Origin of the sequence: Streptomyces sp. NPDC088747 (genome assembly GCF_044751025.1) — a bacterium.
Taxonomy (GTDB): domain Bacteria; phylum Actinomycetota; class Actinomycetes; order Streptomycetales; family Streptomycetaceae; genus Streptomyces.
Genome location: NZ_JBIVKZ010000008.1, coordinates 366,488 through 393,322 on the forward strand (window position 1 = coordinate 366,488; position 26,835 = coordinate 393,322).

The window sequence follows — 26,835 nt, forward strand, 5'->3', positions numbered from 1 at the left end:
TGTGCGACGAATGGCTTATGGGGGGATTCAGAGTTCTCGTGACCATATGTCCGTGATGAGCGACGTACGTCCGGTTCCGCGGTCTCCTCATGGACTCGCGGTCCTGTGCGTCACCCCGGTGATGCCCCGCGCGGCCTGCGGTCACCCCACCGTTTCGACATCACGATATCCCTGAGTGCCACCTTTGGGGAGGGTGCGCGGCACTCAGTGCCACTCAAGTGCGGCTCGGAGATGAGCCGCACCCCCGCCGACAGCGGTACGGATGCGGCAGGATGACCAGGTGACCGACCGTGATCCGACCCTCGATCCCGCTCTCGACCCCGTTCTCGACCCCGCCGCGATGCGCGAGCACTACCGGGCCGAGGGCATCGCCGAGTCCGAGCTCGCCGCCCATCCCATGGAGCAGTTCGCGCGCTGGTTCGGCGAGGCGGTGCGGGCCGCGGCGCGGGGTGCGGTGTACGAGCCCAACGCCATGGTCGTCTCCACGGCGGACGCGGACGGCCGGCCCAGTTCGCGCACGGTGCTGCTGAAGAAGTACGACGAGCGGGGCTTCGTCTTCTACACCAACTACGGGTCCCGCAAGGCCCGCGAACTGGCCGACAACCCCTATGTCTCGCTGCTCTTCCCGTGGCACTCCATGGCCCGCCAGGTCATCGTCACCGGCACGGCCCGGCGCACCGGGCGGGACGAGACGGCCGCCTACTTCCGGACCCGTCCGCACGGCTCGCAGCTCGGCGCGTGGGCCAGCCCGCAGTCATCGGTGATCGCCTCCCGGGCCGAACTGGACGCCTCGTACGCGGAGTTGAGCGCCCGCTATCCGCAGGGCGAGCAGGTCCCGGTGCCGCCGGACTGGGGCGGCTTCCGTATCGCCCCGGGGACGGTGGAGTTCTGGCAGGGCCACGAGAACCGGCTGCACGACAGGCTCCGGTACGCGGCGGAGCCGGACGGCGGCTGGAAGGTGGAGCGGCTCAGCCCCTGAGGTCCCCTGGATCCCCGGTGGCTGGGCTCAGTCCCGGAAACCGGTCCCCAGCGCGTCGTCCAGCAGGACCGCCCACTGGGCCACCACCCGCTCCCGCCGTACCCCGTCGTCGGTGAGCAGGTTGGCGAGGCCGAGGCCGCGGGCCATGTCGAGGAGGCCCTGGACCGTCTCGCGCACCCCCGGCCGTGACTCGTCGGCGGCGAGCAGTTCCACCGCTATCCGGTGGGTCTCCCGGCCGACGTGGGCCTCCAGTTCGGTGACCCGGGGCCGGAGCTGCTCCTCGTTGGAGGCGGCGACCCAGAGGTGGAGGGCGGCGCGGAAGAGGGGGCCGGTGTAGAGGTCGACCAGCGCGGACACCACTTCGCGGCGGTCGGCGGCCCTCTTGGGGAAGAGGGCCCGCAGGGCCGTTGAGCGTTCCTCGGCGACGTACTCGACGGCCGCGGTGAAGAGGTCCTCGCGGGTCGGGAAGTGGTGCTGGGCGGCGCCCCGGGAGACACCGGCGCGCTCGGCGACGACGGAGACCGTGGAGCCCGCCCAGCCGTGTTCGGCGAGGCAGGCGACGGCCGCGGCGAGGAGCCGCTGCCGGGTGGCCCGGCTGCGGTCCTGCTTGGGGACGTGCGGCGCACGCGCGGCGGCCTCTCTCGCCCCCTCCGGCGCACTGTCCGTCGTGGTCACACCACCCATGCGGGATCCCGTCGTTCGAGGAAGGCCGTCATTCCCTCGCGGGCCTGCGCGGAGGAGAAGAGCCGGGCGGAGAGCGCGGTCAGCTCGTCCGCGTCCCGGTCGAAGGCCTCCAGCACCTTAGCCGTGAGCAGCGACTTCGTCTCCGCGAGGGCATCGGGGGAGGACCGGCGCAGTCCGTCGAGGACGGGTTCCAGGATGACGTCGACGTCCTCGCCCGCCATGGTCAGGAGCCCCGCGCGTACGGCCTCGGCGGCGTCGAAGCGTTCGCCGGTGAGGCAGTACCGGGCGAGGGCGCGGGGGTCGGCGCGGGGTGTCAGGGGCAGGGAGATGACCGCGGGGGCGACGCCGATGCGCACCTCCGTGAAGGCGAAAGTGGCGTCCAGGGAGGCGGCGGCGAGGTCGCAGGCGCCGAGCAGGCCGAGGCCGCCCGCCCGTACGTGTCCGGTGACCCGGGCGACGACGGGCTTGGGCAGTTCGACGAGCTGCCGCAGCAGGGCGACGAGGGACTCGGGACGCGGCGGGTCGCGCAGGTCGGCGCCCGCGCTGAAGGTGTTCCCGGTGTGGGTGAGGACGACCGCGCGTACGTCGCCGTCCTTGCCGCAGCGGGTGAGGGCGGCGGCCAGCTCGCCCACCAGGGCCGCCGACAGGGCGTTGCGGTTGGCGGGCGAGTCGAGGGTGAGGGTGGTGACGGCCCGGTCGTGGGCGGTGTGCACAAGGGTCACTGGGGCTCCCGGAGTCGGCGGCGCAGGATCTTCCCCGAGGCCGCCCGTGGCACGCCCTCGATGAAGGTGACCTGGCGGACCCTCTTGTAGGGGGCGACGCGTTCGGCGACGTACATCATGATCTCGCCCTCCGAGAGGGCGGCGGCGGACGGCTGGCGGACCACGTAGGCGTGCGGGACCTCGTTGTTGTCCTCGTTGTAGACGCCGATGACGGCGGCGTCGGCGATGCCGGGGTGGGTGAGCAGCAGGGCCTCCAGTTCGGCGGGGGCGACCTGGAAGCCCTTGTACTTGATGAGTTCCTTGACGCGGTCGATGACGAAGAGCCAGCCGTCGGCGTCCACGTAGCCGACATCCCCGGTGTGCAGCCAGCCCTCCGGGTCGATCATCGCGGCGGTGGCGTCGGGCTGCCCGAGGTAGCCCTTCATGACCTGGGGTCCGCGGATGGCGATCTCCCCGGCCTCGCCGATCTCCAGGTCCTCGGCGGGGTCGTCGAGGGACACGATGCGCATCTCGGTGTTGGCGATGAGCCTGCCGACGGTTCCGGGCGGCGGGTTCTCGGCGTCGAGGGGGACGACGTGGGTGCCGGGCGACAGTTCCGTCATGCCGTAGGCCTGGCCGATGGGCGGCAGGCCGAGCCGTCGTGAACAGGCGGCGGCGAGGGCCGCGTCCAGGGGCGCCGCCGAGCAGATGATGTATTTCAACGAGGACAGGTCGTACTGCGCGACGGCCGGGTGCTTGGCGAGGGCGAGGACGATCGGCGGGGCCACGTACAGGGCGTTGATGTGGTGCTTCTGGATGGCGGCGAGGAAGGTCTCCAGGTCGAAGCGCGGCAGCACGACGACGGTGGCGCCCTGCCGCAGCGGCGCGTTCATGAGGGCGGTCAGCCCGTAGATGTGGAAGAAGGGCAGCACCGCGAGGATCCGGTCGCCGGGCCCCGTGGGTACGGCGGGCGAGAGCTGCGCGAGGTTGGTGGCGATGGACCGGTGGGTGAGCATCACGCCCTTGGGGATGCCGGTGGTGCCCGAGGAGTACGGGAGGGCGGCGATGTCCCGCGCGGGGTCGATGCCGACCTGCGGTTCGGGCGCGGTGGACCCGAGGAGTTCCATCAGCGAGCGGTGTCCGGGCGCGCTGTCGCAGAGGAAGATCTCCTGTACGCCGCCCGCGAGTTCGGCGGCCTGGCGTGCCGCGTCCAGGAGGGGCGAGACGGTCACGATCCACTTGGCGGCGCAGTCGCGGAGCTGTTTCGCGAACTCCTCGGGCGTGGCGAGCGGGTGCACGGTGGTGACCGAGGCCCCCGCGCGGGTGGCCGCGTAGAACGCCGTCGGGAAGGCGATCGTGTTCGGGCTGTGCAGAGCGAGTACGTCGCCCTTGCGCACGCCCGCCTCGGCGAACGCGGCGGCCAGCCGCCGGTGGAACAGGTCGAGTTGGCCGTAGGTGAGCGTGGTGCCGTCGACGCCGTCGATGAGCGCGGGGGTCTCGCCGAACTCGGCGGCGCGGCCGAGGACCGCGTCGTGGATGGGTTCCTCGATGGCCTCAACGTCTGCGTACTCGCTGCGGAACACGGTTCCTCCTGAGGCGAATCGGCGAACTGGGCTCTCTCTAGTACGACTTGGGCAGGCCCAGGGTCTGGTGGGAGATGTAGTTGAGAATCATCTCCCTGCTGACCGGTGCGATACGAGACACGCGCGAGGCCGTAATCAGCGAGGCGAGGCCGAACTCGCGGGTGAGGCCGTTGCCGCCGAGGGTGTGCACGGCCTGGTCGACGGCCTTCACGCAGGCTTCCCCGGCGGCGTACTTGGCCATGTTGGCGGCCTCGCCCGCGCCCACGTCGTCCCCGGCGTCGTACAGGTGGGCCGCCTTCCGCATCATCAGGCGGGCGAGTTCGAGATCGATGTGGGCCTGCGCGAGGGGGTGCGCGATGGCCTGGTGGGCGCCGATGGGGGCTTTCCAGACGGTGCGTTCGCGGGCGTAGCCGATCGCCACCGAGAGCGCGTAGCGGCCCATGCCGATCGCGAAGGCGGCCGTCATGACGCGCTCGGGGTTGAGTCCGGCGAAGAGCTGGAGGAGGCCCGCGTCCTCGTCGCCGACGAGCGCGTCGGCGGGCAGCGTCACCTCGTCGAGGGTGAGCTCGAACTGCTTCTCGGCGCTGTGGAGTTCCATGTCGATGGGGCGCCGTCCGAAGCCCTCGGTGTCGCGCGGGACGATGAAGAGGCAGGGCTTGAGGCGGCCAGTCCTGGCGTCCTCGGTCCGTCCGACGATGAGGGTCGCGTCGGCGGTGTCGACGCCGGAGATGAACACCTTGCGGCCGTTGATCACCCACTTCTCGCCCTCGCGGCGGGCCGTGGTGGTGATGCGGTGCGAGTTGGAGCCGGCGTCGGGCTCGGTGATGCCGAAGGCCATGGTGCGGGTGCCGTCGGCGAGGGCGGGGAGCCACTCCTGTTTCTGCGCCTCGGTGCCGAAGCGGGCGATGACCGTGCCGCAGATCGCGGGCGAGACGACCATCATCAGCAGCGGACAGCCCGCAGCGCCCAACTCCTCAAGGACGATGGAGAGTTCGGTTATGCCGCCGCCTCCGCCGCCGTACTCCTCCGGCAGGTTGACCCCGAGATAGCCCAGCTTGGCCGCCTCGGACCAGAGTTCGTCGGGGTGCGCGCCGTCGGCGATGACCTTGTCGAGGTAGCCGCGGCCGTAGCGTTTGCCCAGGGCGGCCACGGCGGATCGCAGGGCCTTGTGCTCGTCGGATTCGGTGACGGAGGTCATGTGGTCTCCTGAGGAGTGCGGCTGGGTCCCGGCCCGTCCTGCCCCGGGAGGGGCTCGACCACGGCCAGAAGGGTGCCGACCTCGACCTGTTGGCCCGGGGCGGCGTGAAGTGCGCTGAGGGTGCCCGCGACGGGCGCGGAGATCTTGTGTTCCATCTTCATCGCCTCCAGCCAGACGAGGGGCTGGCCGGCCGTCACCGTGACTCCGGCGGCCAGGCCCTCGGCGACCCGGACGACGGTTCCCGGCATGGGGGCGAGCAGTGAGCCGGGGGCCTGCTGGGCGGTGGGATCGGGGAAGCGCGGCAGGGCGGTGAGGGTGGCGGGCCCGACGTGGATCCGGTCGCCGTAGCGGCTGATCGCGAACTTCCGCCGTACGCCGTCGATTTCGAGGACGACGAGAGCGGCGTCGGCGTGCACGACGCGCACCCCTTCGGCGGTCAGGCCGTCGCGGGTGTGCCGGTAGTGGACCTCGTGCTCGGTGCCGTCCATCAGGTAGCGCCTGGTCTGCGGCTGGGACGGCAGGTTGCGCCAGCCGCCGAAGCGGGAGCGGCCGTGCGCGTCGGAGAGGGCCGCGGCGAGCGGGGCGTACGGGTCCGGGGCCGCCCTGGTGAGTTCGTCCAGGTGGCGTTCGTAGAAGCCGGTGTCCATCCGCCCCGACACGAACTCCTCGTGCCGCAGGGACCGTACGAGGAGATCCCGGTTGGTGACCGGGCCGTGCACGCTCGCCCGCTCCAGGGCGCCGGACAGCCGACGGAGGGCCTCGGCGCGGGTCGGGGCGTGGGCGATCACCTTGGCGAGCATCGGGTCGTAGTGGATGCCGATGGGGTCGCCGTCGGTGTAGCCGGTGTCCAGGCGGACGCCTTCGGGGACGGCGAGGCGGTGCAGGGTGCCGGTCTGCGGGGCCCAGTCGCGGGCCGGGTCCTCGGCGTAGAGGCGGGCCTCCACCGCGTGGCCCCGCGCGGGCGGCGGGTCGCTCTCCAGTGCCGTGCCCTCGGCGATCCGGAGCTGGAGGGCGACGAGGTCGATGCCGAACACCGCCTCCGTGACCGGGTGTTCGACCTGAAGGCGGGTGTTCATCTCCAGGAAGTGGGCCCTGCCGTCGGCGATCAGGAACTCGACGGTGCCCGCGCCCACGTAGTCGACGGCTCGCGCGGCACGCACGGCCAACTCGTGGAGTTCCTCGACGAGACCGGGTGCGAGACCGGGCGCCGGTGCCTCCTCGATCACCTTCTGGTGCCGCCGCTGGAGCGAGCAGTCGCGGGTGCCGAGCGCCCACACCGTGCCGTGCGTGTCGGCCAGGATCTGCACCTCGACGTGCCTGCCGCCCTCGAGGTAGGGCTCGACGAAGACCTCTCCGTCCCCGAAGGCGCTGAGTGCCTCGGCACGGGCGGCCGTCAACTCGGCGTCGAGGTCCGCGAGTTCGCGTACGACCCGCATACCGCGCCCGCCGCCCCCCGAGGCCGCCTTCACCAGCACGGGAAGGTCCTCGGCCGTCACCGTCGACAAGGGTTCGAGCCCCATCAGCTTCTTGGCGCGCGTCTTGGAGGCCATCGCCTCGATCGCCTCGGGCGGCGGCCCGATCCACCGGAGCCCGGCATCGGTCACGGCGCGCGCGAAGCCCGCGTTCTCGGAAAGGAAGCCGTACCCGGGGTGCACCGCGTCCGCCCCGGCGCTCAGGGCCGCCTTCACCACCAGATCCCCGCGCAGATACGTGTCCGAGGGCGCCGCACCCGGCAGCCGCACCGCCGCGTCGGCCACGCGCGTGTGCAGGGCGTTCTCGTCGGCGTCCGAGTGCACGGCGACGGTGCGGATGCCCAGTTCGCGGCAGGTACGGAAGACACGGCAGGCGATCTCACCGCGGTTGGCGACGAGGAGGGTCGTGATCACTGGGAACCTCACATCCGGAAGACGCCGAAGCCACCGCGCGCGCCCTCGTAGGGCGCCGTGTGGATCGCGGACAGGCACAGGCCGAGGACGGTCCGGGTGTCGCGCGGGTCGATGACCCCGTCGTCGTACAGCCGCCCGGACAGGAACATCGGCAGGGACTCCGACTCGATCTGCTGCTCCACCATGGCGCGCAGCGCGGCGTCCGCGTCGTCGTCGTAGGGCTGCCCCTTGGCGGCGGCCGACTGCCGGGCGACGATCGAGAGGACGCCGGCGAGCTGCTGCGGTCCCATGACGGCGGACTTGGCGCTCGGCCAGGCGAAGAGGAAGCGCGGGTCGTACGCCCGCCCGCACATGCCGTAGTGGCCCGCCCCGTAGGAGGCGCCCATCAGCACGGAGAGGTGCGGGACGCGGCTGTTGCTCACCGCGTTGATCATCATCGCGCCGTGCTTGATGATGCCGCCCTGCTCGTACTCCTTGCCGACCATGTAGCCGGTGGTGTTGTGCAGGAAGAGAAGCGGGATGTCGCGCTGGTTGGCCAACTGGATGAACTGGGCGGCCTTCTGGGACTCGGCGCTGAACAGCACGCCCTGCGCGTTGGCGAGGATGCCGACCCGATAGCCGTGCAGCGACGCCCAACCGGTGGTCAGGCTCGTCCCGTAGAGCGGCTTGAACTCGTCGAAGTCGGAGCCGTCGACGATCCGGGCGACGACCTCACGCGGGTCGAAGGGGTGCCGCAGGTCCCCCGGGACGATCCCCAGAAGCTCGTCCTCGTCGTACTTCGGCGGGGCCGCCGGGCCCGGATCGGGGTGCGCCTTGCGGTGGTTGAGGCGGGCCACCACCCGCCGGGCCTGCCGGATCGCGTCCCGCTCGTCGACGGCGAAGTAGTCCGCGAGCCCCGACACGCGCGCGTGCATCTCGGCGCCGCCCAGGGACTCGTCGTCGCTCTCCTCCCCGGTGGCCATCTTCACCAGCGGCGGCCCGCCGAGGAACACTTTGGCCCGCTCCTTGACCATGATCACGTGATCGGACATGCCGGGGATGTACGCGCCGCCGGCGGTAGAGTTGCCGAACACCACGGCCACGGTGGGGATTCCGGCCGCCGACAGCCGGGTGAGGTCCCGGAAGATCGCGCCTCCGGGTATGAAGATCTCCTTCTGGGACGGCAGGTCGGCGCCGCCCGACTCGACGAGGCTGACGCACGGCAGCCGGTTGGCGAGGGCGATGTCGTTGGCCCGCAGCGCCTTCTTCAGGCTCCACGGGTTGCTGGCGCCGCCGCGCACGGTCGGGTCGTTCGCGGTGATCAGGCACTCCACGCCCTCCACGACACCGATCCCGGTGACCAGCGAGGCACCGACCGCGTACTCGCTCCCCCAGGCCGCGAGCGGCGACAGCTCCAGGAACGGGGTGTCGGGGTCGAGGAGCAGTTCTATCCGTTCCCGGGCGAGCAGCTTGCCGCGCCCCCGGTGCCGGGCGACGTACTTCTCGCCGCCGCCCGCGAGCGCCTTGGCGTGCTCGGCGTCCAGCTCGGCGAGCTTGCCGAGCATCGCCTCGCGGTTGGCCGTGTGGTCGGCGCTCCTGATGTCCAGGGCCGAGGAGATGACGGTCACAGCAGGGACTCCGGGATGTCGAGGTGGCGGGAGCGGAGCCATTCGCCCAGCGCCTTGGCCTGGGGGTCGAAGCGGTGCTGGGCGGCGACGCCCTCGCCGAGAATCCCCTCGACCACGAAGTTCAGCGCGCGGAGGTTGGGCAGCACATGCCGTACGACGGTCAAGTCGGCGCTCTCCGGCAGGAGTTCACGGAACCGGTCGACCGTGAGCGCGTGCGCGAGCCACCGCCACGCCTCCTCCGTCCGCACCCACACCCCGACGTTCGCGTTCCCGCCCTTGTCGCCGCTGCGCGCACCGGCAACCAGCCCGAGGGGCGCACGACGGGTGGGCGCACCGGACGGCAGCGGCTCGGGCAGCGGCGGCGCCTGCGGAGTCTCCGGTACGAGGCTGGCGTCGGCCGGAGCGATGTGGACGCGGCGCCCGTCGTGGAGGACGGCCACCTGGTCCACGGAGTCCTGGGCCACGTACGCGTCCTCGAAGACCCCGTACGGCGCGCCCGGCCCGGGTGGCGCCAGCACATGGAATCCGGGGTAGCCGGCGAGGGCGAGTTCGATGGCCGCGCCGCTGAACGCCCGTCCCACCGCGTGCTGTTCAGGATCCCGGACGACGAGATGCAGCAGCGCGCTCGCCGACTCCTCGGTGGAGGCGTCGGGATGGTCGGTGCGGGCGAGGTCCCAACGCACCTCGGCGGGGCGGGACTTGGCGGTGGCGAGCGCGGTGTCCATCTGGTCCCGGACGAGGGCGGCCTTGGCCTCGATGTCGAGGCCCGTCAGCACTAACACGACCTCGTTGCGGAAGCCGCCGAGCCGGTTGAGGCCGACCTTGAGGGTGGGCGGCGGGGCCTCGCCACGCACGCCGTCGATCCGCACCCGGTCGGGGCCTTCCTGGCCGAGCCGGACGGTGTCGAGCCTGGCGGTGACGTCGGGCCCGGCGTACCGGGCGCCCGCCGTCTCGTACAGGAGCTGCGCGGTGACCGTGCCGACGTCGACGAACCCGCCGGTGCCGTCGTGCTTGGTGATGACGCTCGTGCCGTCCTCGTGGAGCTCGGCGAGCGGGAAGCCGGGGTGGCGCAGGGTGGCCGGATCGTGCTCGGTGAAGAAGGCGTAGTTGCCGCCGGTGGCCTGGGTGCCGCACTCCAGGACGTGCCCGGCGACCACGGCACCCGCGAGCCGGTCGTAGGCGTCCGGGGCCCAGCCGAAGTGGGCCATGGCGGGGCCGGTGACCAGCGCCGCGTCCGTCACCCGCCCGGTCACGACGATGTCCGCGCCCTCGCGCAGACAGGCGGCGATACCTGCGCCGCCGAGGTAGGCGTGCGCGGCGAGACTGTCCGGGTACCGCCGCGTGAGATCGTCGCCCTCGACGTGCGCGACACGCGCCGGTATGCCCAGGCGGTCCGCCAACTCCCGTACGGCGTCGGCGAGTCCGGCCGGGTTGAGGCCCCCGGCGTTGGCGACGAGGCGTACTCCGTGTTCGCGGGCGAGGCCGAGGCACTCCTCCAGCTGGCCCAGGAAGGTCTTGGCGTATCCGCGGGCGGGGTCCTTCAGGCGGTCCCGGCCCAGGATCAGCATGGTCAGCTCGGCGAGGTAGTCGCCGGTGAGGACGTCCAGGGGGCCGCCGGTGAGCATCTCGCGCATGGCGTCGAAGCGGTCGCCGTAGAACCCGGAGGCGTTGCCGATGCGGAGCGGTTCGGTCGCGACCGCCTCTCGCGGGGCCTCGGCCACCACGGCGGCCTCCACCTCCCGAAGGGCCTCGGCGATCGCCGCGCTCTTCTCGTCCGGCGGGAGCCCGGCGGTCACCGTCCGCTCCTCCTCCCGTAGCGGCTCAGTGGTCATCGCCCGCGCCCTTCGCCCTCTTCGGCGCGCGGCCGGTCCCGGACGGCCCCGCGAACGCCTGCGCGATGTCCAGCCAGCGGTCGGCATCGGGCCCTTTCGCCCGTACGGCGAGGTCGGCGCGGTTCGCCCGCTGGGTGACCAGCAGACAGAAGTCGAGCGCCGGGCCGGTGACCCGCTGGGCGGCGTCCTCGGGGCCGAACGTCCACAACTCCCCCGAGGGGGCGACGAGTTCCACGCGGAACTCCTCACTCGGCGGAGTGAGCCCTCGTACCCCGAACGCGAAGTTGCGGGTCCGTACGCCGATGCGCGCCACGTGCTTCAGCCGGTCGGTGGGTTCGCGTGTCACGCCCAGCGCGTCGGCCACGTCCTGCCCGTGGGCCCAGGTCTCCATCAGCCGGGCGGTGGTCATGGAGGCGGCGGACATGGGCGGCCCGTACCAGGGGAAGCGCACGCCCGGGGACGCGGAGCGCAGGACGCTCTCCAACTCGGCCCGGCCCGCACGCCAGTTGGCGAGGAGCAGCGCGGGCTCCGCTCGGGACCACTCCTCGGCGGCCTCGTCCACGAACGAGTTGGGTGCGGCGAACGCCTTCTCGGTCTCCCTGCCGAAGGCCTCCGCGTCCGTGACGGCCAGCACCGTCGCCCGGTCGGTCCAGGCGAGATGCGCGATCTGGTGAGCGACGCTCCACCCCTCGGCGGGCGTCGGAAGAGCCCACTCGCCCTCCTCCAACTTCCCGACCAACTGGTCGAGTTCCTCGCTCTCCCGGTGCAGATCGTCGATCACGGACGACGGATCGAACACGATGGCGCTCCCCTCGGGGGCCGACGGCGTGCGGCTCGGTGCGTTGCGTTGCGTTGCGTTTGGGCTCGGTGCGGTGCGTTTCGGGTCGGTGCGTTTGGAGCATGGCAGCGCATCCAGAAACAAGCAAGCGTGCTTGCATTATTGATTTACGCCACGGAACGCGCGCGAGTCGCTACTCTCAGCGACAGAGCGAAGTCAACGCCATCGGGCGTTTCGACCCGGGGAGGCCGTCCCATGGTGAACATCCGCGAACTCGATCCCAGTGCGTCGGCGTTGGACTACTTCGGAAGCGAACTGCGCCGCGCTCGCGAGTCGGCGGGGCTCAAGCAGGCCCAGTTGGGCAGCTGCATCTTCTGCACGGGGTCCCTGATCGGGCAGATCGAGACCGCCAAGAAGGTCCCGACCCGCGATTTCGCCGAGCGGGCGGACGCGGCGCTGGGGACGGACGGGTTGTTCTCGCGGCTGGTGGGGCTGGTGCTCCGGAGTCAACTGCCGTACTGGTTCCAGCCGTATGCGGAGATGGAGGCGCGGGCGACGTACATCTCCACGTTCCAGGCGCAGTTGGTGGATGGTCTGTTGCAGACGAAGGGCTACGCGCGAGCGGTGCTCGGCGCGCGCAACGACGAGGGCCTGGACGCCAGGGTCGCGGCGCGGACGGAACGGCAGCGCGTCCTGGAGCGCGCGCATCCCCCGTCGCTCTGGGTCGTGCTCAGCGAGGCGGTGCTGCACCAGGAGATCGGGGGCCGGGAAGTGATGCGGGAGCAACTCACCCACCTGTTGTCCTTGACGCGGCGACCGTGGCTGAAGGTGCAGATCCTGCCCTTCGAGGCCGGGGAACACGCTGGCCTGCCGGGCACCTTCACCGTCCTGCGCTTCGACGACGACCCCGACATCGTCTACACCGAAGACTTCGTGCAGGGGCACATGACGGCCAATCCGGAGGCCATCAAGGAGGGCTCACTCCGATACGATCAACTACAGGCCACCGCCCTCTCCTTGGAGGACTCGGCCGCCTTGATCGCCCGCGTTATGGAGGAGCGTTATGGCAACGAACCGGAACTCGACCGGCGCGACGTGGCGTAAGTCGTCGTACAGCTCCGACACCGGCGGCCAGTGCGTCGAGTGCGCCCCCCTCGGCACCGCAGCCTGGCGCAAGTCCTCGTACAGCGGAGACACCGGCGGCGACTGCGTCGAGGTCGCCGACCTCACCCCCCACATAGCCGTCCGCGACTCCAAGAACCCGGCCCACGGCGCGCTCACGGTCACACCGGAGGCCTTCGGGGCGTTCGTGACGGCGGCAGCGGGAAGCGCGTTCGCGATCACGCCGTGATGAACGGCTCCGTCAGATGCGGTGTCGCCAGGTGCAGCGTGGTGGCGGTCTCGTGGTTGAGCATGCGTTCCCGTGAGCGTCTGGCCGCCGCGGGGTCGACCTCGTGTGCGTAGGCGAGCTCGGGGTGGAGCAGCTGGAGCGCGTGCACCAGGAGGTCGCCGGTGACGAGCGCCAACTCGCGTCCTTCGGCGACCAGCACGCTCTGGTGGCCCGGCGTGTGACCGGGCGTGGCGAGCACGCGCCCGGTGCGAAGGGGTGTGTCCCCGTCGAGGAGGCGGAGCCGGCCGGCCGCGGCGAGCGGGTCGGTGAGGGTCTCACGGAGCTGCGGGTTCAACGCGTCGAGGGCGTCGAACTCGGCCCGCTGGAGCAGATATTCGGCGTTCGGGAAGTACGGGCGCCGGACGCTGACCGCGCTGCCGGAGGAAGGGGCGCCGCCGGCCTCTGACGGGACGGCCGCCTCGGTGACGACGGCCCACCCGACATGGTCGGTGTGCAGATGCGTGAGCACCACGGTGTCGACCTCGGCCGGGTCGATGCCCGCGGCGGCGAGCGACTCGGGGAGCACGCCGGGCACCGGCGCCCACGAGGCGGCCGGGCCGTCCGCCGGACCGATCCCGGCGTCCACGACGGTGAGACCCCTGTCCCCCCGGATCGCGTACGCGCGGAACTGAAGCCGCCAGCGCCCCTCGGCGTCGACCGCGCCCGGATCGAAACGGTCCGCCTCGGCCCACTGAGCCCCCGTGGCCTCGGGAAACGCCTCCCCGCGCGACGAGAAGAACGGACCCTCGCCGTCCGCGAGAGCGATGATCTCGGTCGAACCGATCCGGAGCCGGGGAACAGTGAGCGACATGGCCGCGATCCTGCCATGCCCGACTTCACGACCGACCTGGCCGACCGGGGTCAGGTCACGCGTCGCGCACCGCCGCAGCGGCGTCGCGGTAGATCCCGCTGGTCGTGGTCAGAAGCCGTCGAGCCTCGTCCGGCTCGGTCGTCACCTGGGCGAGGTACTCGGTCCGGTGGAACGCCTTGGCGATCTCCGGGTGTCGCTCGATCTCGATGAGCGCGGCCCAGTGGAGGAGGTACGCGTGGATGGCTTGAGGGAACCGTGTTCCACCGCCTCGGCCAGTGCCTGGTCCTTGGCTTGGTCGTAGGCGGCCAGGAGCTGGGGGGCGACGACAGCACAGGCCGCGCGGAGCGCCCCGGGGGTGCGCTCCGGACGGGAGATCAGCGGTCCGTCGCCCGCCGCTTCGGCATGCCACACGCTCACGCTTGCCGGTCCCTTCGTCGCGTCCCTGCCCGTGCCGGGCTCGCTCCCGTGGAATCCCTCGCGGAACAGTTCGCGCTTTCCGCCGAAATCGCTCGCGGAACGGTTCGCGGTTCCGGCGGGCCCGCCCGATCCGGCAGACCCCGACGCCGGCTCAGACCCCCTGCTCGGCCCCCACCCCCCGCGCCTTCCCCCGCCCCACCTGCGTCCGCACCGCGCCCATGCTCGCCGCGATGACGAGGGCGATCGCGCAGGACTGTACGAGGGAGAGGGACTGGTCGAGGACGAGGAAGCCGGCGGTGGCGGCGATGGCTGGTTCGAGGCTCATGAGGATGGCGAAGGTGGAGGCGGGGAGGCGGCGCAGGGCGAGGAGTTCGAGGGTGTAGGGGAGGACGGAGGAGAGGACCGCCACGCTGGCGCCCAGCGCGATCGTCGTCGGCACGAGCAGCTTCGAGCCCGACTCGGCGATCCCCAGCGGCAGGAACAGCACCGCCGCGACCACCATGGCGAGCGCGAGCCCGTCAGCCTGCGGGAAGCGTCGCCCCGTACGGGCGCTGAAGACGATGTACGTCGCCCACATGGCGCCCGCGGACAGGGCGAAGGCGACGCCCAGCGGGTCGAGGTCGCCGAAGCCTCCGCCGCCGAGGAGGAAGACGCCGCCGAGGGCGAGGCCGGCCCAGAGGAGGTTCAGGGCGCGGCGGGAGGCGAGGACGGAGAGGGCGAGCGGGCCGAGCACTTCGAGGGTGACGGCGGTGCCCAGCGGGATCCGGTCGACCGACTGGTAGAACAGCCCGTTCATCGCGGCCATCGTGACGCCGAAGACGACGATGGTGCCCCAGTCGGCGCGCGAGTACCCGCGCATCTTCGGCCGGCAGACCACGAGCAGCACGATCGCCGCGACCGCGAGCCGCAGGCTGACGACCCCGAGCGCCCCGACCCGCGGCATCAGGGTCACCGCCAGCGCCCCGCCGAACTGCACCGAGACGCCCCCGGCGAGCACCAGCCCCAGCGGGCCGAGTGCGGTTCGTCGGGAACCTCCGGCGGATGCGGCTGCCGCCGCGGCGACAGCGGGTTCTGTCGTCGTCGTGGCCACGTCTGCGCTGGGGAGGTTCACGGAGGCCGTCCAGGAAGTTCAAGTCGGGTTCACTGATGTTCGTCTATCCTGCTGCACTTGCCAGTCCAGGGTAATGGACTACGTCAGGACTGTGAATCCCTTTCACCGCTTACCGCGCGGTAGGGCGGGTGCGATGGGTCACCCCCGGCGGGACATGTACAGATCCAGCGCCTTGTGCAGGACGCGGTTGAGCGGGAAGTCCCACTCGCCGAGGTACTCGACGGCCTCGCCGCCCGCGCCGACCTTGAAGCGCAGCAGGCCGAGCAGGTGGTTGCTCTCGTCGAGGGTGTCGGTGATGCCGCGGAAGTCGTAGACGGCGGTGCCGAGTTCGTGGGCGTCGGTCATCATGCGCCACTGGATGGCGTTGTTCGGCTGGACCTCGCGGCGGCGGCTGGTGGAGGCGCCGTAGGAGTACCAGACGTGCCCGCCGACGGTCAGCATCGTGGCCGCGGCGAGGATCTCGCCGTCGTGGTGGGCGAGGTAGAGGCGCATGCGGTCCGGGTCCTCGGCCGTGAGGGCGTTCCACATCCGCTGGAAGTAGGGCAGCGGCCGGGGGATGAAACGGTCGCGTCCGGCCGTCTCCGCGTACAGCTCGTAGAAGGCGGGCAGGTCGTCGTAGCCCCCGCGCACCACCTTCACGCCGGCCTTGTCGGCCTTCTTGATGTTGCGCCGCCACTGCTGGTTGAGGCCCTGCTGGATCTCCTCCAGCGACCGCCCGGCGAACGGCACCTGGAACACGTACCGCGGCTGCCCGGCCGCGAACCCGTCCTCGCTGTCGGCCTCGGTCCGCTGCCAGCCCATCCGGCGGAGCCGGTCCGCGACCTCGAAGGCGGCCGGTTCGTACGTCGTCGCCTCCGCGTCTCCCAGCCGTCGCGCCGCCGGATCGGCGATCGCCGCCTTGACCGCGTCCGCGCTCCACCGGCGCACGACCACGGGCGGCCCCATCTTCACCGTGAACGCGCCGCGCTCCTTCAGGTGGGCCAGCATCGGATCGAGCCAGCGTTCGAGGTCGGCCGCGTGCCAGTCGATGACCGGGCCCTCGGGCAGGTAGGCGAGGTACCGCTTGATCTTCGGCAACGGCCGCATCAGCACCAGCCCCGCCCCGACGATCCGCCCCTGGCCGTCGAACCAGCCCAGGCTCTCCGCGCGCCAGTCCGGCTTCACGTCACCCCAGGACGGCACCTGCATATGGCTGGCGGACGGACGGCTCCTTACGAAGGCCAGGTGCTCGTCCCGGGTGATGGCCTGAAGACGGAGGCTCATGCGCGTGCGGCTCCTCGGGTTGGGGGGTGCAGCTGATTGGTGGGGGTGCAGCGGGTTGGTGAGGGCTGCGGGTCGGGGGGTGCACCGGTCGGTGAGGTGCAGCGGGTCGGTGGAGGTGTCAGCGTACTGACGGGCGATGCCCGGGAGGCCGAGCCGCTTCAGCTCTCACCCCGTTCAGCCCTCACCCCCGTTCAGCCCCTCGGCGAGCAGCTCCGCCAGGTGCCGTCCCCTTTCACCCGCCAGCTGGTCGAGCTGGGTGCGGCAGGAGAAGCCGTCCGCCAGGATCGCCGCGCCGTCGGGGGCGGCCCGCACCGCCGGGAGGAGTTGCTCCTCGGCGCAGGCCGTCGACACCTCGTAGTGGCCCTTCTCGAAGCCGAAGTTGCCCGCGACGCCGCAGCAGCCGCCCGCCAGGGTGCCGGTCAGGCCCGCCGCCTCGCGCAGCCGGCGGTCGGCGGTGTCGCCGAGGACCGCGTGCTGGTGGCAGTGGGTCTGGCCGACGACCGGGCGGTCCAGGCGGGGCGGCGTCCAGTGCGGGGCGTGCCGCTCCAGCGCCTGCGCGAACGTCGTCACCGCGGCTGCCAGGCGCGCCGCCCGCGGATCTCCGGGCAGCAGCTCAGGCAGGTCGGTGCGCAGGGCGGCGGCGCAGCTCGGTTCCAGGACGACCACCGGGGTGCCCATCTCCAGGTAGGGCTCCATCAGGTCCAGCGTGCGGCGCATCACCGTGCGGGCGCGGTCGAGCTGGCCGGTCGAGACGTAGGTGAGGCCGCAGCAGACACGGTGCCGGCGTCGCGGCAGTACGGCGCGGATCCCGGGCAGACCCTTGGTGACCCCGTCCCCGACCGGCGACCGCGACACCCCGGCCCCACCGACACCGCGCGACAGCCCGGAACCGTCCCCGTCCCCGACCGGCGACCGCAACCCCCCACCACCACTCGGCCCCCGCGACACCCCGGCCCCACCGAGCCCCCGCGACCCCCCACCCCCGTCCCCAAGTCCCCCTCCCGCCACTCCCCTTCCCGCCAAGCCCGTTCTCTCCAGCCCCGTTCCACCTGTTCCCGTCCCGCCCGCCCACTCCCCCGCCAGCGTGAACCTCATCGCCCTCGTCGGTGGCAGCAGCACCGTCAGGCCCGCCGCCTCCAGGACGTCGACGGCGGCGCGGCCCACGGACGGTGAGAGGTGTTCGGTGAAGGTGTCCGGCCACAGGACGACGACCTGGCCGCCGGGACCGGCGTCGGCGCCCGCGCCCGTCCCGAAGCCCGGGAAAGGCCTCCGTACCCCCCTCCTGGCATCCCGCACGAACCCCCGGACCCGCGCCCGGAACCTCCGCGACCACCACCGGCTGAAGGTCTCCCGCGCCACCGGCGGAATCCCCCGCTCGGGCGCGATCCCGCCCAGCCGCTTGGCCACGGCGGCCAACAGCCGTACGGAAGCGAGGCAGTTGACGAGCCGCGCCGTGCGAGTCCTGGCGACGGCCCCGAGCCACACCGGCAGCCACCCCATGGCGTAGTGGGCCGCGGGACGGCGGCGCCCGGCGTAGTGGTGGTGGAGGAACTCCGCCTTGTACGTGGCCATGTCGACGCCTACGGGGCAGTCGGACCTGCACCCCTTGCAGGAGAGGCAGAGGTCCAGCGCGTCGCGGACCTCCGTCGAGCGCCAGCCGTCGGTCACGACCTCGCCCGCGAGCATCTCGTGGAGCAGCCGGGCCCGCCCCCGCGTGGAGTGCTCCTCCTCGCCGGTCGCCCGGAACGAGGGGCACATGACGTCCGCCCCGGACCCCGTGGCCGTACGGCACTTGGCGACGCCCACACATCGCCGTACCGCCGCCGAGAAGTCGCCGCCGTCCGCCGGATAGCCGAAGGCCACGTCCACCGGCTCGCTGGGCAGCACCGCGAACCGCAGGTTCTCGTCGAGCCGGTGGGGCCGCACCAGCATCCCCGGGTTGAGCAGGTCCTCCGGGTCCCAGACGCCCTTGACCCGCTCGAAGAGGCCCACCATCTCCTCGCCGTACATCCTCGGCAGCAACTCGGCCCGCGCCTGCCCGTCCCCGTGCTCGCCCGACAACGAGCCCCCGTGGGACACGACGACCTCGGCGAGTTCCTCCGAGAAACGCCGGAAGCGGGCGACGCCGGCGGGAGTCACCAGGTCGAAGTCGATGCGTACGTGGATGCAGCCGTCGCCGAAGTGCCCGTACGGCGCCCCGCGCAGCCCGTGGGCCGTCAACAGGGCGCGAAAGTCACGGAGATAGGGCCCGAGCCGGGCGGGCGGCACCGCGCAGTCCTCCCAGCCGGGCCAGGCCTCGGTGCCGTCCGGCATCCGGGTCGCCGTGCCGCTGGCGTCCTCGCGCAGCCGCCACAGGGCGCGCTGCCCGGCGGGGTCGGTGACCACGAGGGAGTCGGTGACCGCGGCGGCCCGCACGATCGCGTCGCCGCGCGCGCGTGCCTGGGCCGGGTCCGCGCCGCCCGTCTCCACGAAGAGCCAGGCCCCGCCCCTGGGCAGCCTCGCGTCGGCCCGTACGAGATCGGCGGCCATCCCCTCCACCGTGAGCGGGCCGTGCGGAAGCAGTCCGGCCGCCGCCTCCGCCGCCGCGCTCTCGTCCGGGTACGCCAGCACGGCCAGCGCCCGCGCGGGCGGCGCCTCGACCAGTCCCACGACGGCCTCGGTCAGCAACCCGAGCGTGCCCTCGGAGCCGCAGAAGGAACGGGCCACGTCCGCGCCCCGCTCGGGGAGGAGTGCGTCAAGCGCGTACCCGGAGATCCGGCGCGGGAGGTCGGGGAAGCCCGTGCGCAGCCGCGCCAACTCGCCCTCCACCAGGGGCCGGAGGCCGTCGGGGGCACCGGCCCAGTCCTGGCCGAGCCGGACGGCCGCGCCCTGGCCGGTGATCACCGACAGCTCCCGCACGCTGTCCGCCGTCGTGCCCCAGGCGACCGAGTGGGAGCCGCAGGAGTTGTTGCCGATCATGCCGCCGAGGGTGCAGCGGCTGTGGGTCGAAGGGTCGGGGCCGAAGCGCAGGCCGTGCGGGGCGGCGGCGTCCTGGAGGCGGTCCAGTACGACACCGGGCTGGACCACCGCCGTACGGGCGTCGGGGTCGAGCGACACGATCCGGTTCATGTGGCGGGTGAAGTCGAGGACGACACCCGTGCCGGTGGCCTGCCCGGCGATCGACGTGCCGCCGCCGCGCGGCACGACCGGCACCCCGTGCGCCCGGCACACGGCGAGGGCCGCCGCCACGTCCTCGGCGTCGCGCGGGGAGACGACGCCGAGCGGCACGCGCCGGTAGTTGGACGCGTCCATGGTGGTCAGCGCCCGCGCCGTCGCGCCGAAGGCGACCTCGCCGCGCACGGCCTTCCGCAACCCGGCCCGCAGTTCCGCTGGATCCGTCATGTCTCCAGGATGCCCCCGACCACTGACAGTGACCGTTGCGTCACAGTGAGCCGCTGGCGTTCACGTGTTCGAATCATGGCGTTTTTACGTGACCTGGAACAAAGAACCTTCCCAATCCGATCACGAACTCTCATATAGTGACCGTCAGTTGAGCACCAGGTGTCGCTTCTCGCCCAGGAACCTCGCTCCCAGGACCCTCGCCCAGGACACGACCGAGGACACGATTAATGACCGCGCCAACCGCGCCCATCCCCCCCGGCGAACGACCCACCCTTCGCGCCGTGGCGCCCGCTCCTTTGATCACCGCAGTCCCCGCCGCGCTCGCCGTCGTCGGCGCGGTATATCTGGCCCCCGGTTCGGTGCGCGCCCCCCTCGCCTGGGGCGCGGGCGCCGCCGCCGTACTGCTGTGCGCGGCCGTCGCCGTCGCCGCCCACGCCGTACTGACCTCGCGACTGCTGCGCCGTCGCCTCGACACCGTGACCCAGGACGCCGGACGGCTCCTCCAGGAACGGGCCCGGCTGACCGAAGAGTTCAACCAGGAACAGGCCAGGCTGACCGGCGACGTCGCCCGCGAACGGACCAGGCTGACCGAGGCGTCGGCCCTGGAGCGCGTACACCTGCGGGACACCGCGGCGCGCGAGCGGGACCGGCTGACCGAGGCCGCCGCGCAGGAACGCGCGCGCCTCGCCGAGGAGTTCGCCGCCGAACGGCAGCGGCTCACCGACGAACGCGACCGCCTCACCGCGGAGAACACCCGACTGGCCGAGCGCGCCCGGCAGGCCGTCGGTGACCGCGCCGCCGCGCTCGCCTCGACCGCCAACGCGGCCGGCCGGATGCAGGCCCTGTCCACCGGCATGCTCGCCGACCTGCGCGCCATGGAGGAGCGGCACTCCGACGAGGAGGTCCTCGCCGACCTGCTGCACCTCGACCACCGCACCGCGCAGGCGGGCCGGCTCGCCGACTCCGTCGCCATCCTCTCCGGCGCCCGCTCGGGCCGCCGTTGGGCGCGGCCCATCGTCATGGAGTCGATCCTGCGCGGCGCCATGGGCCGCATCGGCGGTTACCAGCGGGTCCGCATCCACTCCGCGAGCGAGGCCGCCGTCGCCGGGCACGCCGCCGAGGGCGTGATGCACGCGCTCGCCGAACTCCTCGACAACGCCGCGAACTTCTCCCCGCCGACCGCTGAAGTGCACGTGTACGTCGAGGAGGTCCCGGCCGGCGTCATCATCTCGGTCGAGGACAGCGGCCTGGTCATGGGTGACGTCCAACTCCGCCGCGCCGAACGCGCGGTGGCAGGCGAGGGCGTCGAACTGGGCGGCCTCACCGGCACCCGGCTCGGCCTCGCCGTGGTCGGCAGGCTCGCCCTCAAGCACGGCCTGAGGGTGTCCTTCCGGCCCTCCGCGCGCGGCGGCACGGGCGTCCTCATGCTGGTCCCCCAGGATCTCCTCACCCTCTCGGCCGTCCCGCTGCCCGCCGACGCCGGGACCGGGACCGGAATCGTCGACGCCGGGACCGGGAACGCCCAGACCGCGCCGACGGCCGCCGAGCCGCTCCCGGAACCGTCGTACGCCGCGGCCCGCGCCTCCGCCGACCTCGACCCGGAGCCCCTGCCCACCCACGACTCACCGCGGCACGAGCCGGACGCCGCGCCGACCGGCGGCCTCCCCAAGCGCCGCCGCGGCCGCACCCTCGCGCACGCCGAGCGCAGCCGCGCCCGCACCGCGCCGACGGCCGACCCCGACCCCCGTACCGCCGATGCCGCCAAGTCCCGCGGCGACCGGTTCAGCAGCTTCCGGCAGGCGGTACGCGGCGCGGCGCAGGGTGCCGCGGACGCCGAACGCATCGAAGGAGACCTCGAAAAAGAAGGGGTACGGGACAAGGCCTCCGCCGCCCCGTCACCCCAGCAGTCGCCCTCCCGCCCGCACCCGAAAGGCCACACCACTCCATGACCGGCAGTACCACCACCGCTGACGAGAAGCTCTCCTGGCTCATCGAGGGTCTCCTTGAGCGCACCCCGGGCACACGCCACGCGCTCGTGCTCTCCCGCGACGGCCTGAAGCTGTGCCGCACCCCGGAGCTCTCGGTCGACCAGGCCGACCAGCTCGCCGCGATCGCCGCCGGCATCCAGTCGCTGTCCCACGGTGCCTCCGTGGAGTTCGGCGACGGCAGCGGAGGCGTCCGGTCCGCGATGGCCGAGTTCTACGGCGGGGTCCTGTTCATCGTCGAGGCGGGCGACGGCGCGCACCTGGCGGTGGTCACCGCCGAGGACGCGGACGCCGGTCTGGTCGGCCACAACATGAGCGAGCTCGTGGAACAGCTCGGCGAACACCTGAGCGCGCCGCCGCGCACCTCATGAGCCGTCCGGGCAGGGACGACGCGCCCGACCGGCTGTACACCCTCACGGGAGGGCGCAGCCGGTCCGCGCCCGACGCCCCGTTCGACCTGGTGACGCTGGTGGTCGCCGAGTGCGATCCGGCGGCGGGCATGCAGTCGGAGCACGCGACGATCCTGCGCTCCGCCCAGCAGCCCACGGCGGTCGTCGAACTCGCGGCGGAACTCCGGCTGCCGGTGAGCATCACCAAGATCCTGCTCTCCGACCTCCTCGCCAACGGCCGCGTCAGCGCCCGTCACCCCCACACCGCCGCTCTTCCCGATCCCGACATCCTGGAGCAGGTGCTCGTTGGACTCCGTAACCTCTGACGCTCGTACGCCCGTGCCGGCAAGCTCCGACACCCGTACGCCCCTCTCCGCGTCGGCCGACAACGGCCTCAAGATCGTCGTCGTCGGCGGTTTCGGGGTCGGCAAGACGACACTGGTCCGCTCGGTGAGCGAGATACGTCCCCTCAACACCGAGGAGACGATGACCCAGGCCGGCGAGGCGATCGACGACATCAGCGAGGTGCGCGGCAAGTCCGCGACCACCGTCGCCTTCGACTTCGGGCGCATCACGCTCGACACCCGCAACGTGCTGTACCTCTTCGGCGCGCCGGGCCAGGAGCGGTTCTGGTTCCTCTGGGACCGGCTGTTCTCGGGCACGCTCGGCGCGGTCGTCCTCGTCGACACCCGGCGCATCGACGACTCCTGGTACGCCATCGACCGCCTTGAGCACCACGGCACACCGTTCATCGTGGCCTGCAACGACTTCGGCGGCACCGCGCACACCCCCGCCCAGATCCGCGAGGCCCTCGACCTCGACCCGCACATCCCGCTGCTCGACTGCGACGCCCGCTCAAGGGAGTCCGCCAAGCGCGTGCTGATCACGCTGGTCGAGCACATCCAGAGCCTGTACGCCGCCCGCGGCGCGGCCGGGGATGACGGCGAAACCCCCCTCAAATCACCGGAGTTGGCCCTGTGACCTCCGCCCCCGTACCCCTCACCGGGGCCCGGTTCCACTCCGAACCCGCCGAGCTGTACCGGGACCTGCGGCGCGACCACGGTGCCGTGGTGCCGGTGCTGCTCGACGGCGACGTACCGGCCTGGCTGGTGGTCGGCTACCGCGAACTGCACCAGGTCACCGGCGATCCCGTGCTGTTCAGCCGGGACTCGGATCTGTGGAGCCAGTGGCCTGACATCCCGGACGACTGGCCGATGCTGCCGATGATCGGCCGCAAGCAGCCCTCGATCCTCTACACGGTCGGCGAACGCCACCGCGAGCGCGCCGGGATGATCAGCGACGCCCTCGAAGCCGTGGACCCCTTCGAACTGCGCGGCCACGCCGAGAAGTTCGCCGACGAGCTGATCGACGCGGTGAGCGCCAAGGGCGAGACGGACATCATCGCGGACTACGCGGCCCTGCTGCCCGTCCGGGTCCTCGCGACCCTCTTCGGCTTCACCGACGAGCAGGGCCCCGGCCTGGTCAGCGCCCTCAACGCCATGATCAACAGCACCCCGGACGCGCTCGCGGGGCAGCAGCATCTGGGCCTCTCCATGGCGCAGTTGGTCGCCGACCGCAAGACGGCGCCCGAGAACGACGTGGTCAGCCGCATGCTGGCGACGGCACGGGACATGGAGGCGGCGACCGGCGGCTCCGGCTTCACGGACGAGGAGATCGTCCAGGACCTGATGGTCATGCTGGCCGCGGGCCACCAGCCGACCGCCGACTGGATCGGCAACTCGCTGCGCCTGATGCTCACCGACGACCGGTTCGCCGCTTCGCTGTTCGGCGGCCGGCACAGCGTCGCCGAGGCGATGAACGAGGTCCTGTGGGAGGACACGCCCTCGCAGAACATCGCGGGACGCTGGGCCTCCCGCGACACCCAGCTCGGCGGGCGCCGCATCCGCTCAGGGGACATGCTGATCCTCGGCCTCCAGGGCGCCAACTCCGACCCGCAGGTGCGCACCGACGGCTCCGCCCTGACCGGCGGCAACAACGCGCACTTCTCCTTCGGCCACGGCGAACACCGCTGTCCGTTCCCGGCGCAGGAGGTCGCGGAGGTCATCGCGCGGACCGGCATCGAGGTCGTACTGGACCGGCTGCCGGACATCGACCTGGCCGTACCCGCCGAGGCGCTGACCCGGCGGCCCTCCCCGTGGCTGCGGGGTCTGACCGAACTGCCCGTGCGCTTCACTCCCACCCCGGCCCTTGGAGGTACCTCCGTATGACCACCACCGGCACCGAACAGACCCGGATCGTCCTGGACCCGTTCGTCTCCGACCTGGAGGGCGAGAGCGCCAGGCTGCGCGCGGCGGGTCCGCTGGCCGCCGTGGACCTGCCCGGCGGTGTACCGGTGTGGGCCGTCACGCATCACGCCGAGGCGAAGAAGCTGCTGACCGATCCGCGGCTGGTGAAGGACATCAACGTCTGGGGTGCCTGGCAGCGCGGCGAGATAGCCGCGGACTGGCCGCTGATCGGGCTCGCGAACCCCGGCCGTTCCATGCTCACGGTGGACGGCGCGGACCATCGCCGGATGCGGACGCTGGTGGCGCAGGCGCTGACGCCGCGCCGGGTGGAGCGGATGCGGGACCGGATCGCCAAGCTGACGGCGGGCCTGCTGGACGACCTGGCTCCGGCGGGACCGGACGGGATCGTCGACCTGAAGGCCGAGTTCGCCTACCCGCTGCCCATGTACGTCATCGCCGACCTGATGGGCATCGACGAGGCGAAGCTGCCGCGGCTCAAGGAGCTCTTCGAGAAGTTCTTCTCGACGCAGACCCCGCCCGCGGAGGTCATCGCCACGCTCACCGAGCTGGCCGGGATCATGGCCGAGACGGTCGCCGCCAAGCGCGCGGAGCCGGGCGACGACCTCACGTCCGCGCTGATCCTCGCCTCCGAGAACGGCGACCACCTCACCGACGCGGAGATCGTCTCCACCCTCCAGCTGATGGTCGCGGCGGGCCACGAGACGACGATCTCCCTCATCGTCAACGCGGTGGTCAACCTGTCGCTCCACCCCGACCAGCGCGCCCTGGTCCTCTCCGGCGGGGCCGACTGGTCCGCCGTGGTCGAGGAGACCCTGCGCTACTCCACGCCCACCTCGCACGTCCTGATCCGCTTCGCGACGGAGGACGTTCCCGTCGGTGACCGGGTCATCCCCGCGGGGGACGCGCTGATCGTGTCGTACGGCGCCATCGGCCGCGACGAGATCGCCCACGGCCCCTCCGCGGGCGAGTTCGACATCACCCGCGTCTCGCCGAACCGGCACATCTCCTTCGGCCACGGCCCCCACGTCTGCCCCGGCGCCGCCCTCTCCCGCCTGGAAGCGGCAGTAGCCCTCCCGGCCCTCTACGAGCGCTTCCCCGACCTCGACCTGGCCGTCCCGGCGGGCGAACTCCGCAACAAGCCGGTGGTGACCCAGAACGACCTGTTCGGGCTGCCGGTGCGGCTGGGTAACTGACGCGCGGGGCGGTCCGGCCCTCCCCGCGGAGACCCGGCCCGCCCCCGTCTCACCCGACGGACGACGTTTCACCCGCGTTTCCGGAAACGGCTAGGCTCCCCGTCGTGGCTGATATCGAGATCCCCGCTGACATCAAGCCCGCCGACGGTCGTTTCGGCGCGGGCCCCTCCAAGGTGCGGACCGAGGCGCTGGACGCCCTGGCGGCGACCGGCAGTTCTCTGCTCGGGACGTCCCACCGCCAGGCGCCGGTCAAGAACCTGGTCGGCAAGGTGCGCGAGGGCGTGCGTGAGCTGTTCTCGCTGCCCGAGGGGTACGAGGTGGTGCTCGGCAACGGCGGCTCCACCGCGTTCTGGGACATCGCGACCCACGGGCTCATCGAGAACAAGTCGCAGCACCTCACCTTCGGCGAGTTCAGCTCCAAGTTCGCGAAGGCCGCCAAGCTCGCCCCGTGGCTGGCCGAGCCGACCGTGATCTCCTCCGACCCGGGCACCCACCCCGATCCGGCCGCCGAGGCGGGTGTGGACGTCTACGCGTTCACCCACAACGAGACCTCCACCGGTGTCGCCGCGCCCATCCAGCGGGTGGCCGGCGCCGACGACGGCTCCCTCGTCCTGGTGGACGCCACCTCCGGCGCGGGCGGCCTCCCGGTCGACATCGCCGAGACCGACGTCTACTACTTCGCCCCGCAGAAGTCCTTCGCCTCCGACGGCGGCCTGTGGATCGGCGTGTTCTCCCCGGCCGCGATCGAGCGCGCCGAGCGGATCCACGCGAGCGGCCGGCACATCCCGGAGTTCTTCTCGCTGCCCACGGCGATCGACAACTCCCGCAAGAACCAGACGTACAACACCCCGGCCCTCGCCACCCTGTTCCTGCTCAACGAGCAGCTGGAGTGGATCAACGGCCAGGGCGGTCTCGCCTGGTCCTCGGCCCGCACGAAGGACTCCTCGACCCGCCTCTACAGCTGGGCCGAGGACAGCAAGTACGCCACCCCGTTCGTCACCGACCCGGCCAAGCGCTCGCAGGTCATCGGCACGATCGACTTCGCGGACGAGATCGACGCCGCGGCCGTCGCCAAGGTCCTGCGGGCCAACGGCGTCGTCGACACCGAGCCCTACCGCAAGCTCGGCCGCAACCAGCTCCGCGTCGCGATGTTCCCGGCGATCGACCCGGCGGACGTCGAGGCGCTCACCAATTGCGTCGACTTCGTGATCGAGAAGCTGTAACCGTCTGCACGCGCGGAGGGGCGCCCCGCACCTGTAAACTTCCCGGCCCCCCAAACTACGCAAAGGGGCAATTTAAGTAAACCCCCAAACCCCCCCCGCACGAAAAAAAACCGAAAGATAAACCCCCCCAACCCCCCCAAAAACACCGCGGGGTGAA

General features: G+C 72.1%; 22 protein-coding genes. 10 read left to right on the forward strand and 12 right to left on the reverse strand.

Annotation, left to right across the window (positions count from 1 at the left end; translation table 11 throughout):
• The first annotated feature begins 262 nt into the window (after positions 1-262).
• Positions 263-979, forward strand: a complete 717-nt coding sequence (gene pdxH, locus ACIP79_RS21485; RefSeq protein ID WP_401225579.1) for a pyridoxamine 5'-phosphate oxidase — start codon at positions 263-265, stop codon at positions 977-979.
• 27 nt (positions 980-1,006) lie between these two features.
• Here the strand turns inward: pdxH and ACIP79_RS21490 are convergent, their stop codons facing one another.
• Genes ACIP79_RS21490 through ACIP79_RS21525 form a run of 8 tightly spaced genes read right to left on the reverse strand, consistent with a single transcriptional unit; the run spans position 1,007 to position 11,269 of the window.
• A complete protein-coding gene (locus ACIP79_RS21490) occupies positions 1,007-1,663 on the reverse strand; it encodes a TetR/AcrR family transcriptional regulator (protein WP_401225582.1) in 657 nt (218 codons plus the stop codon).
• Positions 1,651-2,385, reverse strand: coding sequence for an enoyl-CoA hydratase family protein (locus tag ACIP79_RS21495; RefSeq protein WP_401225585.1), 735 nt, complete (start codon positions 2,383-2,385; stop codon positions 1,651-1,653). The genes ACIP79_RS21490 and ACIP79_RS21495 overlap by 13 nt, the downstream gene beginning before the upstream one ends.
• Complete coding sequence (locus ACIP79_RS21500; RefSeq protein ID WP_401225588.1) at positions 2,382-3,947, reverse strand: 4-coumarate--CoA ligase family protein; 1,566 nt, start codon at positions 3,945-3,947, stop codon at positions 2,382-2,384. The genes ACIP79_RS21495 and ACIP79_RS21500 overlap by 4 nt, the downstream gene beginning before the upstream one ends.
• A 37-nt stretch (positions 3,948-3,984) precedes the next feature.
• Positions 3,985-5,145 carry an acyl-CoA dehydrogenase family protein gene (locus tag ACIP79_RS21505; RefSeq protein ID WP_401225590.1) on the reverse strand — a complete coding sequence of 387 codons (1,161 nt, stop codon included), beginning with the start codon at positions 5,143-5,145 and terminating at the stop codon, positions 3,985-3,987.
• Positions 5,142-7,031 carry an acetyl/propionyl/methylcrotonyl-CoA carboxylase subunit alpha gene (locus ACIP79_RS21510; RefSeq protein WP_401225593.1) on the reverse strand — a complete coding sequence of 630 codons (1,890 nt, stop codon included), beginning with the start codon at positions 7,029-7,031 and terminating at the stop codon, positions 5,142-5,144. The genes ACIP79_RS21505 and ACIP79_RS21510 overlap by 4 nt, the downstream gene beginning before the upstream one ends.
• Positions 7,032-7,039: 8 nt before the next feature.
• On the reverse strand, positions 7,040-8,638 hold the full coding sequence (locus ACIP79_RS21515; protein WP_401225596.1) for an acyl-CoA carboxylase subunit beta: 1,599 nt from the start codon (positions 8,636-8,638) through the stop codon (positions 7,040-7,042).
• The gene (locus ACIP79_RS21520) at positions 8,635-10,470 is read right to left on the reverse strand and encodes an acyclic terpene utilization AtuA family protein (protein WP_401225599.1); all 1,836 of its coding nucleotides are present in this window, start codon (positions 10,468-10,470) and stop codon (positions 8,635-8,637) included. Before ACIP79_RS21520 ends, ACIP79_RS21515 begins: the two co-directional genes overlap by 4 nt.
• Positions 10,460-11,269, reverse strand: coding sequence for a TIGR03084 family metal-binding protein (locus ACIP79_RS21525; RefSeq protein WP_401225602.1), 810 nt, complete (start codon positions 11,267-11,269; stop codon positions 10,460-10,462). Before ACIP79_RS21525 ends, ACIP79_RS21520 begins: the two co-directional genes overlap by 11 nt.
• A 234-nt stretch (positions 11,270-11,503) precedes the next feature.
• Here ACIP79_RS21525 and ACIP79_RS21530 point away from each other — a divergent pair, with 234 nt between their 5' ends.
• Positions 11,504-12,352, forward strand: coding sequence for a Scr1 family TA system antitoxin-like transcriptional regulator (locus ACIP79_RS21530; protein WP_401225604.1), 849 nt, complete (start codon positions 11,504-11,506; stop codon positions 12,350-12,352).
• On the forward strand, positions 12,312-12,599 hold the full coding sequence (locus ACIP79_RS21535; protein WP_401225607.1) for a DUF397 domain-containing protein: 288 nt from the start codon (positions 12,312-12,314) through the stop codon (positions 12,597-12,599). The genes ACIP79_RS21530 and ACIP79_RS21535 overlap by 41 nt, the downstream gene beginning before the upstream one ends.
• Here ACIP79_RS21535 and ACIP79_RS21540 read toward each other — a convergent pair.
• The 4 genes from ACIP79_RS21540 to ACIP79_RS21555 form a co-directional block, all read right to left on the reverse strand.
• Positions 12,589-13,449 (reverse strand): MBL fold metallo-hydrolase, encoded by an 861-nt coding sequence (locus ACIP79_RS21540; RefSeq protein ID WP_401225609.1) that lies wholly within the window; start codon positions 13,447-13,449, stop codon positions 12,589-12,591. The genes ACIP79_RS21535 and ACIP79_RS21540 overlap by 11 nt on opposite strands.
• A gap of 568 nt (positions 13,450-14,017) precedes the next feature.
• Positions 14,018-14,977: an EamA family transporter gene (locus ACIP79_RS21545; protein ID WP_401225611.1), complete on the reverse strand. Its 960-nt coding sequence runs from the start codon at positions 14,975-14,977 to the stop codon at positions 14,018-14,020.
• Positions 14,978-15,115: 138 nt separating this feature from the next.
• Positions 15,116-16,240 carry a lipid II:glycine glycyltransferase FemX gene (locus tag ACIP79_RS21550; protein ID WP_401225613.1) on the reverse strand — a complete coding sequence of 375 codons (1,125 nt, stop codon included), beginning with the start codon at positions 16,238-16,240 and terminating at the stop codon, positions 15,116-15,118.
• Positions 16,241-16,414: 174 nt separating this feature from the next.
• Complete coding sequence (locus ACIP79_RS21555) at positions 16,415-19,621, reverse strand: FAD-binding and (Fe-S)-binding domain-containing protein (protein ID WP_401225615.1); 3,207 nt, start codon at positions 19,619-19,621, stop codon at positions 16,415-16,417.
• Positions 19,622-19,848: 227 nt separating this feature from the next.
• On the opposite strand from ACIP79_RS21555, the gene ACIP79_RS21560 reads away from it, so the two are divergent.
• The 7 genes from ACIP79_RS21560 to serC all read left to right on the forward strand — a co-directional run bounded on the left by ACIP79_RS21560 (position 19,849) and on the right by serC (position 26,678).
• Positions 19,849-21,570, forward strand: coding sequence for an ATP-binding protein (locus ACIP79_RS21560; RefSeq protein WP_401225617.1), 1,722 nt, complete (start codon positions 19,849-19,851; stop codon positions 21,568-21,570).
• Positions 21,567-21,977, forward strand: coding sequence for a roadblock/LC7 domain-containing protein (locus tag ACIP79_RS21565; RefSeq protein ID WP_383678037.1), 411 nt, complete (start codon positions 21,567-21,569; stop codon positions 21,975-21,977). The genes ACIP79_RS21560 and ACIP79_RS21565 overlap by 4 nt, the downstream gene beginning before the upstream one ends.
• Complete coding sequence (locus tag ACIP79_RS21570; protein WP_383678035.1) at positions 21,974-22,321, forward strand: DUF742 domain-containing protein; 348 nt, start codon at positions 21,974-21,976, stop codon at positions 22,319-22,321. The genes ACIP79_RS21565 and ACIP79_RS21570 overlap by 4 nt, the downstream gene beginning before the upstream one ends.
• Positions 22,302-22,976 (forward strand): GTP-binding protein, encoded by a 675-nt coding sequence (locus tag ACIP79_RS21575; RefSeq protein WP_401225619.1) that lies wholly within the window; start codon positions 22,302-22,304, stop codon positions 22,974-22,976. The genes ACIP79_RS21570 and ACIP79_RS21575 overlap by 20 nt, the downstream gene beginning before the upstream one ends.
• Positions 22,973-24,223: a cytochrome P450 gene (locus ACIP79_RS21580; RefSeq protein WP_401225621.1), complete on the forward strand. Its 1,251-nt coding sequence runs from the start codon at positions 22,973-22,975 to the stop codon at positions 24,221-24,223. Before ACIP79_RS21575 ends, ACIP79_RS21580 begins: the two co-directional genes overlap by 4 nt.
• Positions 24,220-25,455: a cytochrome P450 gene (locus tag ACIP79_RS21585; RefSeq protein ID WP_401225623.1), complete on the forward strand. Its 1,236-nt coding sequence runs from the start codon at positions 24,220-24,222 to the stop codon at positions 25,453-25,455. The genes ACIP79_RS21580 and ACIP79_RS21585 overlap by 4 nt, the downstream gene beginning before the upstream one ends.
• Positions 25,456-25,559: 104 nt before the next feature.
• Positions 25,560-26,678 (forward strand): phosphoserine transaminase, encoded by a 1,119-nt coding sequence (gene serC / locus ACIP79_RS21590; RefSeq protein WP_401225626.1) that lies wholly within the window; start codon positions 25,560-25,562, stop codon positions 26,676-26,678.
• Positions 26,679-26,835 lie beyond the last annotated feature (157 nt).